Here is a 17,036-nt window from a genome sequence, read left to right on the forward strand (position 1 = left end):
CTTGAAACGGCGGCGCCTGCAACAGCATCAACCGATGTAACGCCTCTCCCACCAGCTGAAGAGCACGTCGCGCAACTGCGCCGCGCGGTCGGCGCCGTAGAACTGGCGCAGTCCGAACGACTCGAGGGACTCGCACTCGGCCTCGCTGAGCTGCACGTCGTGCTCGCGCTGCACGATCGGCACGTTGATGAACTGCGGCACGTAGGCCGCGTCGCGCTGCAGTGCACGGTCGGCCTTGATGCGGGGCTGCGCGAACTGCGCCGGCGTGCGATTGGATTCGTAGACCGCGAGCGGCGGCACGCTGGCGAGGTCGCGCTCCGAGGCGCTGAAGACCTCGACCCTCAGGGGCTTGAGCGAGAAGTTGCTGGTGCGCATGACGTCGGCGCCGCACACATTGGGCACCGCCAGCACGTCCATCAACGCCAGAAACTCCACGTGGTCGCCGGCTTTCGACGTCTGGCGCTCGATGCGGCCGCGCTCGCCGGCGATCCGCGTCACCATGAAGAGGTTGAAAGAGTCATGGACGTCGTCCGGCGTGAGCCCGTATTCGCGCTGCGCCTCGGACTGGATGTCGTGGCAATTGGTGTGCCGGCGAAAGCCGTAGACCGACTCGTACAGGTTGGCGCTGCAGCGCGGGAACATCACGTCGTTGGCGCGCACCGTGTCGGCCAGGATGTACATCATGGCGCGCTCGCGCGGCGGCGCCGACCACAGGAAGTCGCCCGGCCCGGGGTTGAAGCCATGCAGCGTGCGCGTGCGGCCCACGTGCATGAACTCCCGGTAGTCGTGAAGGTTGAAGCAATTGAAGTCGGCGCACTGGCCGCCTTCGACCTGCGAGATGCGGACCACGTGGCCCTGCAGCACTTCCAGCGCCTTGCCGGTGCCCGGCGCGATGACCAGGCTGGCGAGGCATTCGCGCCGGTCCGAGAGCTTCGACAGGTCGGGTCCGGCCGCGGACGGCGGCCTGGCCGAGGGCACGCCCTCCTTCCACTCGTGCAACGCGCGCCGGGCGAGCGCCTGGAGATCGGCGGCATCGCCACGGGCGACGCAGCGCTCCAGGAGTTCCAGTTGCTGCTGGTTCAGGGAAAGGCGCAGGGTCTGGGCGCTCATGTCGATTCCTTCTGTGTACCTGATGGACGACCACAGGTATGCAAGATATCTGCCAATCGCCGCGGGCAACACCGGTACGGACCTGGTGCATGGCCATCGTCCGGAGGGCCATATGGGTGCGTCTGGGCCGCGCTTCGTGCGCTCGCGGCCGGTCGCGGTGCATCCGGCGACGCGGCGGCTGGCGAAGTGGCTGGCCCGCTTTTCGCATACAGCCGGTCATCCTTCAGAAATACCAGCGCTGTACACCATGAGCCTCCCGACCGAACCGGGCAAGTCCGAAGCCGCCTACCTCGCGCTCAAGCATGCCGTCATCGAGCAGGCCCTGACCCCGGGCACCAAGCTGCCCGAGGACCAGCTCGCCACCCATCTGCGTGTCAGCCGCACCCTGGTGCGCGAGGCGCTGGCCCGGCTGGCCGCGGAAGGCCTGGTCGAGGCCGGCCGCAAGCGGACCGCGACGGTCGCCCAGCCGTCGCGCGCCGAGGCGCAGAGCGTGTTCGAGGCGCGCGCCTGCCTGGAGCGCGAGGTGGTGCGCCGTGTCATCGCGCACTGGACCCCTGCCATGGGCGCTGCGCTGGAAGGGCATGTGCGCAGCGAGGAAGAGGCCGCGCGCGCCCAGCCGCCGGCCGTCTGCGCGCGGCTGGCCGGCGAGTTCCACATCAGGCTGGCGCAGATGGCGGGCAATCCGGTGATCGAGCGCTACGTCTCGGAGCTGGTGTCGCGTTGCTCGCTGATCCTGGCCATCTACGGCCATCCGCATTCCTCGCAGTGCGGCATCGACGAGCACAAGACGCTGATCGAGGCCTTTCGCCGTGGCGACGAGAAGACCGCCGTGCGCCTGATGGATTCGCATCTGTGCAGCGTGCAGGAACGCGCCCTGGCGCCCGAGAAGAAGCCGTTGGCGCAAGACCTCGGCAGCATCCTCGGCCGTTATGCGGCGGGACGCCCGGCGGCTGCGAAGCGGCCCAGGGCGGCCTGAGATCCCCACCACCCATTCCCCTGTCCTCCACTCCACTCGCCCCCCACCTGACGAAGGAACTCACCATGTCGAACACGTCCTGGAACCGCCGCCGCTTTCTCGGCACCACCCTCGGCTCGGCCGTCGGCAGCACACTGGCCGGCAGCGCCGTGGCGCCGGCCCTGTTCGGTGCGGCCGCCGCGCAGGCCCAGGGCAAGGGCGTCACGGTCGGCCTGATCTATGTCGGGCCGCGCGGAGACTACGGCTGGAACCAGGCCCATGCCGTGGCCGCGCAGGCGCTGAAGACCGTGCCCGGCGTCAAGGTGGTCGAGGAAGAGAACGTGCCCGAGACCGTGGCCGTGCGCAAGACCATCGAGGGCATGATCCAGGGCGACGGCGCCTCGCTGGTCTTCGGCACCTCCTTCGGTTATTTCGATCCCTTCATGGTCGAGATGGCGAAGAAGTACCCGAAGGTCGAGTTCCGGCATCCCACCTCGCTGTGGTCGCCCGACAAGCATCCGATGAACCTGGGCGGGTACTTCTGCTACCTCGACCAGGCGCACTATGTGAACGGCATCGCGGCCGGCCTGTCGACCAGGACGAACAAGATCGGCTACGTCGCCGCCAAGCCGATCGCCATCGTGCTGCGCAACATCAACAGCTTCGCGATGGGCGTGCGCAAGGTCAACCCGAACGCGGTGGTGCAGCTGGTGTTCACCGGCGAGTGGTCGATGCCGGTGCGCGAGGGCGAGGCCACCAACGCCCTGATCACCGCCGGCAACGATGTGATCGCCTGCCATGTCGACAGCCCCAAGGTGGTGATCGAGACGGCCGAGAAGGCCGGCGCGAAGACGCTTGGGCACAACGCCTCGCAGGCGCAACTGGCGCCCAAGGGCTTCATCACCGGCGCCGAGAACAAATGGGAGACGGTCTACAAGTCCTTCGCCGCCGACGTCGGTGCGGGCAAGAAGCTGCCCAACCAGTTCTTCGGCGGCTATGACAAGGACATGGTGCTGAGCACCCCGTTCGGCGCCGGCGCGAGCGAGCAGGCGCGCAACGCCGCCGCCGCCGCCATCGCCGAGCTGAAGGCCGGCAAGCCGATCTGGACCGGTCCCGTGAAGAGCAACAGCGGCAAGGTGGTGCTGGACAAGGGCTACGGCAACTACGATCCGGTGCTCGAAAAGATGGACTACCTGGTCGAGGGCGTGGCCGGCACGCTGGGCTGACACAGCCGCTGCGCCGGCCTCCGGCCCGATGGGACCAAAGTCCAATACCACTCGGCCGCCAGCGGGCGCATCGTGTGCGGCTACAGCGAAGGACTCCGCCCCATGGTGAAATCCGCAGCCGACTTGGTGGTGTACGTGGTCGACGATGACGCATCGGTGCGCAGCGGGCTGGCCCGCCTGATGCGTTCGGTCGGCCATCGCGCGATGACCTTCGACTGCGGCGAGGCCTTCCTGGCGCAGGCGGCCCAGGGCGCTGTCGGCTGCGTGGTGCTGGACATCTCGATGCCCGGCATCAACGGCCTGCAGGTCCAGGAGCGGCTCACGCAGGCCGCGGTCGGCATCCCGGTGATCGCGCTGTCGGCGCGCGACGACGACGAAACGCGCCGTCTGGCGCGCGCGCTGGGCACCCGGTTCTTTCTTCGCAAGCCGGTCGACGACCAGGCCCTGCTGGACGCCATCGACTGGGTCACCGCAAGCGGCGGTGCCGCGCCTCCGGCGGCCCCGCCGCGTTGACGATCAGCCAGCCTCCGCACCGCCGCCGCGCTGTTGTGCGGTCGCCGCGCGGGCGACGATGTCGGCGCCGCACAGGCTCACCAGTTCGGCCACCGAGCGCACGCCCATCTTTTCCATGACCCGCGCCCGGTGCACCTTGACGGTTTTCTCGGAGATGTCCATGTCGCCGGCGATCTGCTTGTTGAGGCGGCCGCAGAGCACGCCGTCCATCACCTGGCGCTCGCGCGGCGAGAGGCTGTCGAGATGGGACTGCACGCTGCTGCGCCGCGCCTCGCGCTCGCCCTGCGCGGCATGGCGCTCGAGCCCGCGGCGCAGGGCGTCGAGCAGCAGCTCTTCGTCGACCGGCTTGAGCAGGAAGTCGACCGCGCCCTTCTTCATCGATGCGGCGCAGGTCGGGACGTCGCCCTGCCCGGTCAGGAAGACGACCGGCAGGTTCCAGTCCTGGGCGCACACCATGTCCAGCAGCTCGGTGCCGGTGGTGCCGGGCATGTGGACATCGAGCAGCAGGCAGCAGCTGCCGTCGAGGGGCAGCCGTTCGAGGAAGGCTTCGGCCGAAGCGAAGGTTTCGGCCTTCCAGCCGACCGAGCGGATCAGCCGCTCCATGCTGGTGCGGACCGAGGGGTCGTCGTCGACGACGAAAACGGCAGGACGGTCGGTGGTCATGCGGCGCGTGCTCTGGAAGTGACGACGGCGGAATAGTACGTCGCCGCGCACTTTTCGCGATGTCGCCGCGCCCGGCTAAGCTCGGGGCGATGAGCGAACCCCTCGTTTTGACTCTGTGCGCCCTGGCGGGGGTCGTCGCCTATGCGGCGCTGCACAACGGCATCGTCGGCCTGCAGCGACCGGTGCACCGCACCCATCTGCTGTTCGCGGTCATCTGCGCAACCATCACGGTATACGTCGGCGCCAAGACCGGGGCCTATCGCGCCTCGACGCCCGACGAACTGGTCCGGATGCGCAGGGTCGAGATCGGCGCCAGCATCGTCTTCGCGGGCGTGCTCCCCTGGTTCGTCGGCGCCTACCTGAACATTCGCGCTCGCCGCCTGCAGGCCGCGATGAGCCTCGCCTGCGTCTTGCTGTTCTTCACCAACCTGTGGTCGCCGTGGGGTCTGGCCTTTGCAGCCATGCCGGCCGCGGCCGAGATCACGCTGCCCTGGGGCGAGCGCGTGACCGACTTGCGGGTCTTCCACCCGACGCCCTGGTTCGTGGTCGGCGTGCTGGGCTTCTACTTCATCTTCGGCTGGTGCGCCTTTGCCGCGTTCCGCCGGTTCCGGGCCGGCGAGAACCGGCGCGGCAGCCTGACCTTGGCCGCCTGCCTGCTGTTGCTGATCGGCGGCGTGCTCTACAACCACCTCGTGAACCTCCAATGGGTTCCCGGCGTCCACGTCGCAGAGTTCACCTTTCTCGCACTGGTCGTGCTGCTGGACTTCGAACTCGCGCGCGAGCGGCGCCGGAGCCGCGACCGGGTGCGCGGCATCCTGGACAACATCCCGGCCGCGGTCTACGTCAAGCTGCAGGACGGCCGCTACCTGATGACCAACCGCGTCTACGAAGAGCTGTTCGGCCTGGCCAGCGGATCGGCGATCGGCAAGACCGACCGCGAGCTTTTCACGAGCGACCAGGCCGAGGCGATGCTGGCCAGCGACCGGCGCGTGCTGCAGCAGCGCGAGACGGTGCGCAGCGAGGAACGCAAGGGCGGGAATGGGAACGGCGAGCCGCGCATCTTCGCTTCGCTCAAGTTTCCGCTGCTGAACCGCGACGGCAGCGCCGATGCGATGTGCGGGGTCTTCACCGACGTCACCGATTTGCGCCGGAACGAGCGCGAGATGTACCTGCTGCGCCGCCAGGTGTGGCATGCCGACCGGGTGGCGCGCACCGCCGTGCTGGCGGCATCGCTGGCACATGAACTGTCGCAGCCGCTGACCGCGATCCTGAGCAACGCGCAGGCCGGGCTGCGCTTCCTGGCCCAGGACCCGCCCGATATTGCCGACCTGCGCGAGATCCTGCAGGACGTGGTGCGCGACGACAAGCGCGCCAGCGCCGTCATCAACGGCCTGCGCACCATGCTGCGGCGGCAGGAGACCGAACGCGAGCAGGTCGACATCGGCGCCTGCGTGCAGGAGGTCGTCGACCTGATGCACAGCGACTTCCTGGAGCGAGGCGTCGATGTGACGCGGTCGATGGCGCCCGGTTGCGTGGTGCTGGGCGACAAGGGCCAGCTCCAGCAGGTGGTGCTGAACCTGGCGATGAACGCCAACGAGGCCATGACGGAGCAGCCCCGGGGGTCGCGCGCCCTGCACGTATCGGTCGCGCCGAGCGGCGGGCGACGGGTCCGGGTGGAGGTCCGCGACAGCGGCCCGGGGATCGACGAGGAGGACATCGACAAGGTCTTCGATCATTTCTACACGACCAAGGCCAAGGGCCTCGGCATGGGCCTGTCGATGTGCCGCTCGATCCTGGAAGCGCACGGCGGCACGCTCGACGTCGAGCGCAACCAGGGCCGCGGCCTGACCTTCCGCGTCGTGCTGCCGCTCGAGCCGGCCGCCCGGGGCGACGGCGCAGCGGTCAGAACCTGAACCCGGCGCCGAAGTAGAGGCCGCCCATCGCGACTTTGTCGAGCAGCCCGTTGTCGCGCTTGTAGCTCAGGTAGCGGTAGCCGAACTTCAGCGAGGTGGTGGGCGAGTACTGGTAGCTGGCGCCGGCGATCGCCTGCCAGCTGGATGTCGAGCCGCCTTCGCCGACATCCAGGTAGCCGAGCAGCGACCACTTGTCGCCGACCGGCACGATGGTGCGCACGCCGATGATGCCGTCGGCCGCGCCGGCCGAGTCTTCGATCTGCCCGCCGAGCCCGCGCAGGCTGGGCGCGATGTCGACGCGGGTCTCGGCATCGACGTAGCGCACGCCGGCCAGCACATCGACGACGACCGGCGCCTCGACCACGCGATAGAAGCCCGCCAGGGTGGCGATGGTCTGCTCGAACTTGACGTTGTAGCCGCCCAGCAGCCCGCCCGCCAGCTGGTTGCCGACGCCGAGCTTGACGTACTGGACGTCGAGCAGGCCGCCCCAGGCGCCCTTGCGCGCTTCAAGCGTGCCCATGGCGCCGAAGTCGAGCGCCTCGAGCACGCTGCTCGAGCTCACGGAGACGGTGCTCCCGGGCAGGGGCCCGAGCTTCAGGTCCGAACGGATGCCGGCCAGCCAGAGGTAGGGAACGAATTCGAACTGCCACTCGTTGGCGGGCGCCACGCTGGTCTGCGCCAGGGCCGGCAGGCCCGCCAGCGCGGCGGCAACGCCGGCCATGGCCCGGGTTAGGCGGCGGGTGGTGAAGCGGGGCGCGTTCATTGCGGCGGTTGAGCGCGAAGCTCGGCGAAGCGGCGGGCGAATGCCGCCGACCACTTGTTGAAGGCGTCCTCGGCGTAGCTCCAGCTGGTGAACGAGCTCACGTAGCCGTTCATCCAGGCTTCTGCCGCGGTGGTCGCGCCCTTGTTCAGGTCGGCCGCGTACTTGAGCCCGATCTGGGTGTCGGCGCATTCGGCCAGCACGGCACCCGTGGCGCCATCGCGGAACTGCGCCTCGAGCCCGGTCTTGCCCAGGTACGGTGTCGAGCCCACCGGGCGGCCCGTGGCCGCGCCCGAGCCCATCTCGGCGACGAAGCCATAGGGCACCGCCGTGCCGGCCATGCTGGCCAGCGTGTTGGTCGGCACCAGCGAAGTCAGCGCCAGCCGCACGCGCAGCACGCCGGGGCCGGCGACATCGACCATCTTCGCCTCGGGCGACAGGTTCTTGACCAGAGCGCTGTGGAAGTAGTCGAGCAGCGCCTTCAGGTCGGTCGGGTCGACCGGGCTCTGCTCGGTCGCCGGCGTGACATAGACCTTGATGCGCTCGATCATGACCTTGTCGTAGCTGCGCCAGTCGACGCCGGCCTGGCGCCAGCACAGGAAGCCGCCGTTGGCGGGCTGGACCTTGAGCTTGCCGGGCTCGCTGAGGAAGCCGACATTGGAGACCTTGGCCAGGTTGTTCTCGGAGGCCGTGATGCCGGCGTTGCCCGACCCCGGCGTTGCGCAGCCGGTGACGAGGACTGCCGCGAGTGCGAGGCAGGCGAGCGCGAGCGGAGTGACGTGGGGTGGGTTCATGTTCATGGTCAGTAGGGTGCCGGCACCACGGTGTAGTACACGCCGTTGGCGCCGTAGTACGGCCGGAACCAGGTGCTGCCGACCTGGTAGTAGTTGATGCCGGCCTGGTTCACGATCACCGCGCCGGGCGGCACCGTCGCGTAGTTGACGCCCACCGCATACACCGGGCGCGCGGCACTGGCGACCGCCGCGCCGGCCGCGACACCGACCACCGCTCCGGCGGCCACGGCGCCTGCGCAGTCGTAGCAGCCCGCGTGGTAGTAAGGCACCGCCACCGGTGCGTGGTAGGGCGCGTAGCCGCCATAGCCATAGGCCGGCGGATGGTAGGTGCTGAAGCCGCCGGCCGTGGTGTGCACTGCGCCGTAGCCCGCGACCCCTTCGCTGTGGCCGCCTTCGGCGTTGGTATGGCTCCAGCCGCCGAAGGCATTGGCGGAGGTCGAGCCGCCCCAGCGGTTGTCATGCGTGGCACTGCCGTAGCCGCCGTAGGAGTGGCCGCCGAATCGATTGGCGCTGGCCCAGGCGGCCGCCGGTGCGTGGAAGCCTGCCGTGATGAGCCATGCCGCCAGCAGCGGAAGAAGGGCCTTGGTGTTCGTCATGTTTCGTCTCCTCACTTGGCCTTCGCCGGCTTCCGGGCGGCCTTCGGTGGCTGCGTCGGCTTCGGTGCGGCGAAGTCGATCTTCTTGGCATTGGCCGCGTTCACCGCCGCGAAGGCTTCGGCCGCGATCACCGGATCGAGCTTCCAGTTGGAGAACTCGACGTCGTGCCGCAGCATCAGCGGGTCGCCGCGGAACACCGCGCGCATGCGGCGCGGCAGCTTGTCCTGGGCACCGATCCAGATCTGCATGAAGACGGTGTTGCTGACCACCGCGATCATGTCGGTGGTGGTGCCGCCGACCACCTTCGACTGGCCGATGTAGAAGGCCTTGGTCAGCCCGTCCGCGATGTTGCCGAACGGGTCGGCACCGACGATGTCGGCGAACGGAAAGTAGATCGCCGCCTTGTCGAAGGCGGCCTTGAGCATCGCGTCGATGGTGGGCGGCGCATCCGTGACCGCGACCAGGTTCTCGGCCGGCGCGAACGCCGTGATGGTCTTGCCGTCGTAGCTGTACTCGGCGGCCGGGCCGTCGCCCAGCGTGATGACGCGCAGCTTGTTCGGACGCTGCAGCAGCACTTCGGACGATGTCGAATACACGAGCGGCGGGCCGACGCTACTCGGGCTTTCGTAGGTGACGACCGCCGTGAACGCCATCGACTGCGCGGCCGTGAGCGCGCCGCTCATGCCCTTCAGCAGGTCCATGGCCCTGGCGTCGAGCTGCGGCGCGGCCTTGGCGGCGGCGCTGGCCGAAGGGGTCGCCGGCTTGGTGGCTGTGGGCGTCTGCGCAGCCGCCCCGGGGCCGAGCGCCAGGCTCGCTGCGAGCAGCGCGGCGCTTGCGAGAATTCGGGTGTTGATCATGGGTGCTTTCAAGTTGACGAACGCTTCACTTGGGAAACATGAACTGCGCCTGCAGGCGGATCTGCCAGTTGGGACCGTTGTCGGGCTTGACGACGTTGTAGTAGGCCGAGAGCTGCGTGTTCACCGGCAGCTTGCCCAGGTGAAAGATCTTGCCGATGCCACCGCCCAGCGGCACGGTCCAGCGCTGGCTGCTGTCGGCGTTCCAGTCGACCGTGATGATCGGCGCCGTCGTCAGGTAGAAGCCGCCCGGGAAGTTGTAGTTGGCGAAGGGCTGCAAGGTGCCGTTGTTGTACGAGCCGCCCTGCTTGCTGCTGCTCACCGACCAGATGTTGTTGACCAGCGCGCCATAGACCCACGGGCTGCCGTGATCCAAGTGCAGCAGGACGAAGGCCGGCCCCATGCCCCAGTTCTTGTTGCCGAGCTCCGAGTTGCTGTTGGTCGGAATCTGCACCACGGGGCCCGCACCCCAGATCCACTTGCCCGGGTTGGCCGGCGACAGGAAGGCGGTGAACACCACGTCGCCAACCCCGCTGAGGCTGTCGATGCCCGGGCCCAGCGAAGGCATCGAGATCACCGGCAGGATGGTGCGCGTGATGACGTTCCACTCGGAGTTGACCGAGATCGGGACCACCGGCTGGATGTTGAGGATGTTCTGCGTTCCCTTCTCGGGCCCGTAGTTGAGGTTGGTGTTGTTCTGGAACGGCACGCTGATCAGGTTGCCGACCGGGTTCTGCGCCAGCTTGGCGAGTTCCTCGGCGCTCATCTCGGCGCGGGCCGGAGGCGAAGCGACGAGCACCATGCCGACCGCCACGCCCAGGCTCACGCATGGCAGTCGGAACCTGGTTCGCATGACCGGCGCGCTACGGCCGATTGGCCGCCGAGATCACGATTTCCACGCGCCGGTTCTTGGCCCTGCCCTGCGGCGTGTCGTTGCTCGCCACCGGGCGTGCTTCGCCGAAGCCCTGCGCCGAGATGGTGTTCTGCGGCACCCCCTTCGAGGTCAGGAAGCGCGCCACGTTGTCCGCCCGGGCCGACGACAGCTCCAGGTTGGACGGGAAGCGGCCCCTCAGTTCGGGCCCGATCGGCACGTTGTCGGTAAAGCCCTGAACCACGATCTGCTGGCCCTTCAGGTTGGCCAGCGTCGGCGCGATCTTGTCCAGCGTCTGTTCGCCCTTGGGGCTCAGCGACCAGCCGCCTTCGGGGAACAGGATCTCGTTGACCAGGGTCACCTTGAGCTCGTTCTGCAGCTGCGTGATCTGCGCCTGATCGGCGCTCAGCTCGCCCGAGAGCTTCTGGCTCAGCGCGGCATAGCTGTCGGCCTTCTGGACCTCGGTGTTGTAGGTCTGCTTGGTGACGCAGCCGGCTGCCACCAGTGCGGCGCACAGCGCCAGGACGAATCGGGTTGATTTCATGCTGTTCTCCTCGTGTTGCCGGTTTAGTAGCGCCTGCGTACCACTGCGCCGTTCGGGCCGGCGCAGCCCTCGCGGTAGACGCCCTTGGCGCAGGTCACGGTCGCCGGCGGCGGTGGCTTCCTGACCACCGCGGCGCCGTTGGGACCCGCGCAGCCCTCTCGGTAGACGCCCTTCGCGCAGGTCACCGCCCAGGACGACGCGGGGGCGAGACACGCGAATGCGATCACGGCCGATGCGGAGAAAACGAAGTGCTTCATGGCAGTCTCCTCTGGTAAATCGATGGGACACAGGGAAGCGTTGCGAGCCGCTCAGACCGGCTTGACGCGCGGAATGGTCCAGCTGCCGTCGAGCAGGCTCGGCGGCGTGTCCTTCGGCCAATAGAGCCGCATCATGAGGATGAAGCCCTCCTTGGGCGCCGGCAGCCAGTTGCCTTCCTTGTCCGCGCCGGGCGACTCGTTCTGGATGTAGAGGTCGACCGATCCGTCGGCATTGGCCTTGAGCTGGTTGCGCTGGCTGACGGTGTACCGATTGATCGGGTTGGGAACGAAGAAGTAGTCGGTGTCGTACATCGTCAGCGACCAGAAGCCGTTGACCGGAGGCAACTGGCCCTTCGGGAAGCGCAGGACATACTTTTTCGAGCCGTGGTACTTCTGCAGGATGTCGGGACCGGTGGACGTGGGGTAGACGGCGTCTTGCGGTCGGTTGGCGCCGAGGCCGATCGCGGTGATCAAGGCGCGCTGGATGTAGTTGGTGCCGTAGAGGCCCGTCTTGGTGGTGAAGGTCCAGCCGTTCTTGAGCTTCAGGTCGCCGGAGAGCAGGCCCTTCTTCATCCAGCCCATGATCTTGGCCTGGGCCGGCTTGGGCGATTTCGACAGCCCCTTCTGGACCGACGCGTCGAGCTTCGAGGCATCGAAATCCTTGCCCGGGACGATGCCGATCTTCGCCAGCTTGGCGACCATCGGGGCGTCGGCCGCGGCCGGTGGATTGGTCTTCAGCAGCTGCGCGAACAGCGCGAAGTAGCTGGCGGCATCCATTGCATTGACTTGCTCGCGCACGGCGGTCTTGCTGTCGACGCTCGGGTCGACCGTGCCGGGCGGCGGCGTGAAGGACTTGCCGTAGGAGGAAAGCGGCACGGCCGTCATCTCGTCCTGCAGCGCGTGGACCGCCGCGTAGTCTTCCGGCGTGCCGGTGCAGTAGATGCGGCCGAGCATCCACACCATGCCGGTGGGCGACTTGTACTGCTTGACTCCCGCCGGCAGGGTTCCCTTCCAGCCCGGACCGGTGATGGCGAACTTCTGGGCGCCGGTGCCGGTCGTGCGCTTGCCCGGCACCTCGAAGACATTGGTCCAGCCGTCCAGCATCGGCAGCAGGAAGAAGCGTCCCTTCATGTCCGGCGTCGAAATGACCCACGGCTCCTTGGTCACGTCCAGCCAGATGATGGTGTACAGCGTGTCGGCGTTGGGCGCGGTGACTGCGTGGTTGTCCACGGCGGGGTAGCCGCGCAGCTTGAGGAACTGGCCCATCGGCGCCTTGCTGTCATCGGGCGCCGCGACGTTGGTGAGGCTGCGGCGGGTCAGTTCCATGGTGACCAGCGGGTAGGCGTAGATGTAGGCCTCGATCGCGAGGTCGCGCGCCTGCCGCGCCTTGACGTCGGTCTCGACCTCCGCGAGGCCTTCCTCGACGGCCTCCTTGGCATCGATCAAAAGGCCATCGGCCGCATGCGCACCCGGCACCCAGGCGCCGAGCGCACCCAGGGTCATGGTGAGGACCGCGTCGCGGCGCGTCGTGTTTTTCTTCATGTTATTGCTTCCTCAAGTCGTTCGCCCGGGCTTGTGCGCAGGTCGTGCTCGGCTTTGCGAGTGGTGGGAGCCTAGCCGCCGAGGCGCGGAGGGGAAATAGGACTTTGGGCCAATAGCCAAGCGGCTGTTGGGGGCTTTGCCTAGGGCCTGTTCACCCTAGCCCATCAACGTGTTCGACGGCAAGCTTTCATCCAGCAGCTTCCGCGCCGTCTCCACCCCCGCCACCGGCAACCCCGCCGCATCCAGCAACCCCACCTGCACCAGCACGCTCGCCTGGTCCCAGTAGATGTGCTCGTGGTAGAGCTTGTCCCCCCGGAACTTCACCACCGCCAGCAAAGGGATCTCCACCCGCTTGCCCGTCGGCGCCACGCCCGGCAGCATCCACGGGATCTCGGTCGTGTGCGTGAAGCAGAACAGCATCTCGTCGACCACCTGCGACGCGCCCACGGTGCGCGAGATCGGCACCAGCGAGGTGTCGGGCGGGTTGCTGTTGACGAAGTGGTGCGTGTAGAAGTGGTGCAGCGCCTTGTAGCCCACGCCGCCGGTCATGGTCGGGATGTGGTTGACGTAGGGCTCGGCCACCATGGTGCTCATCGTGTCGTCGACGTTGCGGGTCGCGAACTCGTACTCGCAATGCTTGTCCCACAGCGCGGCCAGGTCGTAGTGCGGGCCGATGGCGCTCTTCAGCGCCGCGATGCTGCGCTCGTGCGCCATCAGCGCCGAGGCGCGGTGGTAGTGCTCGCCGCCCACCCGCGCAAACGCATGGTCGACACCGGGGTACACATGCACTTCGACGTTCGGCCGGCCGCGCAGCGCCTGCACGATGCGCTCGCGGGCCTCGGGCGGGCAGAAGCCGTCGAGCTCGGCCACGTGCAGGGCGAGCCGGCAGCGGATGCGGTCGGCCTCGTCGAGCGCCGCGTCGATGCCCACGCCGTAGTAGCCCACCGCCACGTCCGCGTCGGTGCGGCAGGCCGCCAAGTAGGCCAGCTTGCCGCCCAGGCAAAAGCCCAGCACGCCGACCTTTGCGCCCTGCACCTCGGGCCGCCCGCGCAGCGCGGTGATCGCGGCCTGCATGTCTTCCATGCCGCGGGCCTCGTCGAAGCCCTTGTAGAAGGCAAAGGCACGCTGCCAGTCGTCCGGTGAATAGCCGAGCTCGACATCCGGCTGCTGGCGCCAGAACAAGTCGGGCACGAGCACCACGTAGCCTTCTTCGGCGTAGTAGTCGGCCACGTCGCGCATCGTCTGGTTCACGCCGAAGATTTCCTGCGCCAGCACCAGGCCGGGCCCGCTGCCCGAGCGCGGCACGGCCAGGTAGCCGTTGAAGCTGCCGCTGCCGTCACTGGCCTGGATGCGGATGTGGCGCGGAGAATTGGTGGCTGCTGGGTCCTGCATGTGAAGTGCTCCGTTCAGGGGGTGGATGGGTGTGCGGGCCGCGCGCTCATTGCACGCATTCCGGATGTCGGGTCGTCACTTGGTAATAGCCCGAATGGAATACCAGCGGCTCGCCGTCGAAACGGTCGTAGCGCTCGACCTCGCCGATGAAGATGAGGTGGTCGCCGCCGTCATATTGCCTCACGTTACGGCAGATGAAGCGGGCGATGACGCCATTCAGCAGCGGCACGCCGGCCGTGCCGTCGCAGCAGTCCACGCCGCCGAACTTGTCCGGCTGGGGTGTCGAGAACTGGCGCGACAGGTGATGCTGGTGCGCCGCCAGCACGTTGATCGCGAAATGGCTGGCGCCGGTGAAGTCGGCCACGCTCGGCGCCTGCCGGGCCAGGCTCCACAGCACCAGCGGCGGGTCGAGCGAGACCGACGAGAACGAGTTGGCGGTCATGCCCACGCGGCGGCCGTCGATGCCGCGGGTCGTGATGACGGTCACGCCGGTGGTGAACTGGCCGAGCGCCTTGCGGAAGTCGCGCCGGTCGAAACGGTCGGCCGCCGCCTCGCGCGCCCTGCCCTCCAGGAAGCGGTCGGCCTCGGCGGCATCGAACCACCAGGGCGCGAAGACACGCGGGTCGTCGAAGCCGTTGACCAGGGTGCTCGCGACCGCGGGCATGTGGGTGGCGCTCTGCAGCAGCTTCTGCACATGCGGCTTCGGGGCTGCGAGCAGGCTGTTGGTCCAGTCGGTGGCCCAGCGGGCATAGCCTTCCCAGTAGCGGTCGAAGGTCTGCTGCATCCACGCGGCGTCGAAGGCCCCATCGCCGTGTTCGAGGATCCGCTTCAGGTAGATGTCGGCGGCCTTGGCCGCGTTGTTGGAGCCCTGGCCGGTGATCGGGTCGTTGAGCACCACCGCGTCGGCCAGGCCCAGCACACGGCGCCCCGACGGCAGCGTCGCCACGGGCTTGCGCACTGTCGGCGCGAAGCGGCCCACGAGGATGCCGTTGTCGTCTGTCAAGGTGATGTCGCCGCAGCGCTCGGCTTCCCAAGGCAGGAAGGTGTCCAGGATCCACTTGCTGCGCGCCAGGTGCTCCTGCGGTGTCTTCACGTCCGACCAGCAATCCATCGGGCCGCCGGGCACGCCTTCGAACACCATGATCTCGCACGGCCCCGTGGTGGTCAGCGCCGGGAACACGAAGTACTCGCCCACGCCGGGGATCAGGTTGAAGCACACCCGCGCATACGGCTGGGCGGGCTTCATGCCCTTCACGTAGGTGAGCGCCAGCGCGCGCTGGGGCTGGTCGAAGGGCGAGCGCTCGGCGTCGCGCTCGAACAGTTGCGAGATCTCGCCCTTGCCGCTCGCGACGACCACGAGCTCGTGCGTGGCGGCGCAGGCTTCGAGTTCGGCCAGCCCCACGTCCTGCAGCAGCAGCCGGCCGCCGCGCTGCTCGAACTCGGCCATCCAGGCGGGGATCTTGAGGCGCTGGTCGACCGACTGCGCGGGGCCGTCGAGCCGCGCGCTCCATTCGATGGCCTTGCTGCCTTCGGGGCTGCGCACCACCATGCCGATGCCCTCCACGATGGGGCATTCACCGGCCCACCCGTCGAGCGCCAGTTCGCGCTCGGTCTGCAGCGCGGTTTCGAACATGCACTGGCTCGACATGACCGGGCCGTCGAATATCTCCTGCCCCGTGCGGTTCGAGTAGACCGTCACCTCGTGTCCCGCGCGCTGCAGGCCGAGCGCGAGCTGCATGCCGGACTGTCCGGCGCCGACGATGGCCACGCGTCGCTTCATGCCCGGGCTCCGGCTCAAGCGACGGCGGCGCAGGTTTCGATGTAGCGCTCCGCCTCCGCCGGGTCCGCGAACCACGGGAAGAAGGTGCGCGGATCGTCGAAGCCGTTGACGAAGGCGCTGGCCAGCGGCGGTATCGCGCCGGCGCTGCCGAGCAGATTGAGCACATGGGGCGGCGGCGGCGCGAGCAGCATGTTGGTCCACTGCGAGACCCACTGCGCGTAGCCGAACCAGTAGCGGTCGAAGGTCTGCTGCATCCACGCCGCATCGGCCGCGCCCTCGCCGCGCGCGAGGATGCTCTTCAGGTAGGTGTCGGCGCACTTGGCCGCGTTGTTGGAGCCCTGGCCGGTGATCGGATCATTGAGCACCACCACGTCGGCCAGGCCCAGCACACGGCGCCCCGATGGCAGGGTCGCGACGGGCTTGCGCACCGTCGGCGCGAAGCGGCCGGCGAGGATGCCGTTGTCGTCGGTCAATTCGATGTCGCGGCAGCGCTCGGCCTCCCAGGGCGTGAAGGTGTCGAGGATCCACTTGCTGCGCGCCAGGTGCTCCTGCGGGGTCTTCACGTCGGCCCAGCAATCCATGGGGCCGCCCGGCACGCCTTCGAACACCATGATCTCGCAGGGGCCCGTGGTGGTCAGCGCCGGGAAGACGAAGTATTCGCCGACGCCGGGGATCAGGTTGAAGCACACGGCCGAGAAGGGCTGGCGCGGCTTCATGCCCTTCACGTAGGTCAGCGCCAGGGCGCGCTGCGGCTTGTCGTAGGTGGACTTGTGGGCGTCGCGCTCGAAGAGCTTCGAGATCTCGCCCTTGCCGCTGGCGACCAGCGTGAGGTCGTGGCTGCGGGTGCAGGCTTCGAGATCGTCGATGCCGGCGTCCTTCAAGATGAGTTCGCCGCCCTTCTTCTGGAACTCGTCCATCCAGCCCGGGATCTTGACGCGCTGGTCGACCGACTGCGCGCTCGCATTCAACCGCGCGGCCCAGTCGATGGCCTTGGCGCCCTTCTGCTCGGGATGGGGCACGGCGAGGCTGATGCCGTCGACCGTGGGGCAATCGCTCGCCCAGTGGTCCAGGCCCAGGTCGCGCTCGATCTGCAGCGAGGCGCCGAACATGCACTGGCTCGACATGACCTTGCCGCAACGGATGTCCTCACCCGTGCGGTTGCTGTACATCGTGACCTCGTAGCCTGCGGCGAGCAGGCCCAGGCCCAGTTGCAGGCCCGACTGGCCTGCGCCGACGATGGCGATTCGTTTCATTGCTTGCTCCTGG

17 protein-coding genes and 1 pseudogene are annotated in these 17,036 nt (G+C 68.2%); 4 read left to right on the plus strand and 14 right to left on the minus strand.

From position 1 onward, the window contains the following. Positions 1-27 precede the first annotated feature (27 nt). Positions 28-1,110, minus strand: coding sequence for a DUF1989 domain-containing protein (locus QTI68_RS24165; RefSeq protein WP_286525192.1), 1,083 nt, complete (start codon positions 1,108-1,110; stop codon positions 28-30). A 247-nt stretch (positions 1,111-1,357) separates the two neighbouring features. Between QTI68_RS24165 and QTI68_RS24170 the strand changes: the two genes are divergently transcribed. The 3 genes from QTI68_RS24170 to QTI68_RS24180 all read left to right on the plus strand — a co-directional run bounded on the left by QTI68_RS24170 (position 1,358) and on the right by QTI68_RS24180 (position 3,804). After that, positions 1,358-2,086: a GntR family transcriptional regulator gene (locus tag QTI68_RS24170; protein WP_286525193.1), complete on the plus strand. Its 729-nt coding sequence runs from the start codon at positions 1,358-1,360 to the stop codon at positions 2,084-2,086. A gap of 65 nt (positions 2,087-2,151) precedes the next feature. Beyond that, positions 2,152-3,291, plus strand: coding sequence for a BMP family ABC transporter substrate-binding protein (locus QTI68_RS24175; protein WP_286525195.1), 1,140 nt, complete (start codon positions 2,152-2,154; stop codon positions 3,289-3,291). Between the two features lie 102 nt (positions 3,292-3,393). Next, complete coding sequence (locus QTI68_RS24180) at positions 3,394-3,804, plus strand: response regulator transcription factor (RefSeq protein WP_286525197.1); 411 nt, start codon at positions 3,394-3,396, stop codon at positions 3,802-3,804. 3 nt (positions 3,805-3,807) lie between these two features. Here QTI68_RS24180 and QTI68_RS24185 read toward each other — a convergent pair whose 3' ends face one another. Beyond that, positions 3,808-4,467: a response regulator transcription factor gene (locus tag QTI68_RS24185; protein ID WP_286525199.1), complete on the minus strand. Its 660-nt coding sequence runs from the start codon at positions 4,465-4,467 to the stop codon at positions 3,808-3,810. Positions 4,468-4,556: 89 nt separating this feature from the next. Between QTI68_RS24185 and QTI68_RS24190 the strand changes: the two genes are divergently transcribed. Then, on the plus strand, positions 4,557-6,380 hold the full coding sequence (locus tag QTI68_RS24190) for a two-component system sensor histidine kinase NtrB (protein WP_286525200.1): 1,824 nt from the start codon (positions 4,557-4,559) through the stop codon (positions 6,378-6,380). Here the strand turns inward: QTI68_RS24190 and QTI68_RS24195 are convergent. The 12 genes and pseudogenes from QTI68_RS24195 to QTI68_RS24250 all read right to left on the minus strand — a co-directional run bounded on the left by QTI68_RS24195 (position 6,370) and on the right by QTI68_RS24250 (position 17,023). Then, positions 6,370-7,143, minus strand: a complete 774-nt coding sequence (locus tag QTI68_RS24195; protein ID WP_286525201.1) for a YfaZ family protein — start codon at positions 7,141-7,143, stop codon at positions 6,370-6,372. The genes QTI68_RS24190 and QTI68_RS24195 overlap by 11 nt on opposite strands. Further along, entirely contained in the window at positions 7,140-7,934 is a 795-nt protein-coding gene (locus QTI68_RS24200) for a DUF3313 domain-containing protein (protein ID WP_286525203.1), read from the minus strand. The genes QTI68_RS24195 and QTI68_RS24200 overlap by 4 nt, the downstream gene beginning before the upstream one ends. Before the next feature lie 8 nt (positions 7,935-7,942). Beyond that, positions 7,943-8,530: a hypothetical protein gene (locus tag QTI68_RS24205; RefSeq protein ID WP_286525204.1), complete on the minus strand. Its 588-nt coding sequence runs from the start codon at positions 8,528-8,530 to the stop codon at positions 7,943-7,945. Between the two features lie 11 nt (positions 8,531-8,541). Continuing rightward, positions 8,542-9,387, minus strand: coding sequence for a DUF2092 domain-containing protein (locus QTI68_RS24210; RefSeq protein WP_286525205.1), 846 nt, complete (start codon positions 9,385-9,387; stop codon positions 8,542-8,544). A gap of 25 nt (positions 9,388-9,412) precedes the next feature. After that, positions 9,413-10,237, minus strand: a complete 825-nt coding sequence (locus QTI68_RS24215; protein ID WP_286525206.1) for a transporter family protein — start codon at positions 10,235-10,237, stop codon at positions 9,413-9,415. A 10-nt stretch (positions 10,238-10,247) separates the two neighbouring features. Next, positions 10,248-10,799 (minus strand): OmpA/MotB family protein, encoded by a 552-nt coding sequence (locus QTI68_RS24220; RefSeq protein ID WP_286525207.1) that lies wholly within the window; start codon positions 10,797-10,799, stop codon positions 10,248-10,250. A gap of 23 nt (positions 10,800-10,822) precedes the next feature. Next, complete coding sequence (locus QTI68_RS24225; RefSeq protein WP_286525209.1) at positions 10,823-11,056, minus strand: hypothetical protein; 234 nt, start codon at positions 11,054-11,056, stop codon at positions 10,823-10,825. Between the two features lie 51 nt (positions 11,057-11,107). After that, complete coding sequence (locus QTI68_RS24230) at positions 11,108-12,598, minus strand: DUF1254 domain-containing protein (protein WP_286525210.1); 1,491 nt, start codon at positions 12,596-12,598, stop codon at positions 11,108-11,110. A gap of 156 nt (positions 12,599-12,754) precedes the next feature. After that, the gene (locus QTI68_RS24235) at positions 12,755-13,990 is read right to left on the minus strand and encodes a dienelactone hydrolase family protein (protein ID WP_286525212.1); all 1,236 of its coding nucleotides are present in this window, start codon (positions 13,988-13,990) and stop codon (positions 12,755-12,757) included. Between the two features lie 46 nt (positions 13,991-14,036). Further along, on the minus strand, positions 14,037-14,561 hold the full coding sequence (locus QTI68_RS24240; protein ID WP_286525574.1) for a flavin reductase family protein: 525 nt from the start codon (positions 14,559-14,561) through the stop codon (positions 14,037-14,039). After that, a pseudogene (locus tag QTI68_RS40180) lies at positions 14,535-15,770 on the minus strand (styrene monooxygenase/indole monooxygenase family protein); the annotation flags it as partial. The gene QTI68_RS24240 and the pseudogene QTI68_RS40180, both read right to left, overlap by 27 nt. 14 nt (positions 15,771-15,784) lie before the next feature. After that, positions 15,785-17,023 (minus strand): styrene monooxygenase/indole monooxygenase family protein, encoded by a 1,239-nt coding sequence (locus tag QTI68_RS24250; RefSeq protein WP_286525214.1) that lies wholly within the window; start codon positions 17,021-17,023, stop codon positions 15,785-15,787. Between the last annotated feature and the right edge of the window lie 13 nt (positions 17,024-17,036).

The sequence above is a fragment of the Variovorax sp. J31P207 genome (assembly GCF_030316965.1).
Classification (GTDB): Bacteria; Pseudomonadota; Gammaproteobacteria; order Burkholderiales; family Burkholderiaceae_C; genus Variovorax; species Variovorax ginsengisoli_B.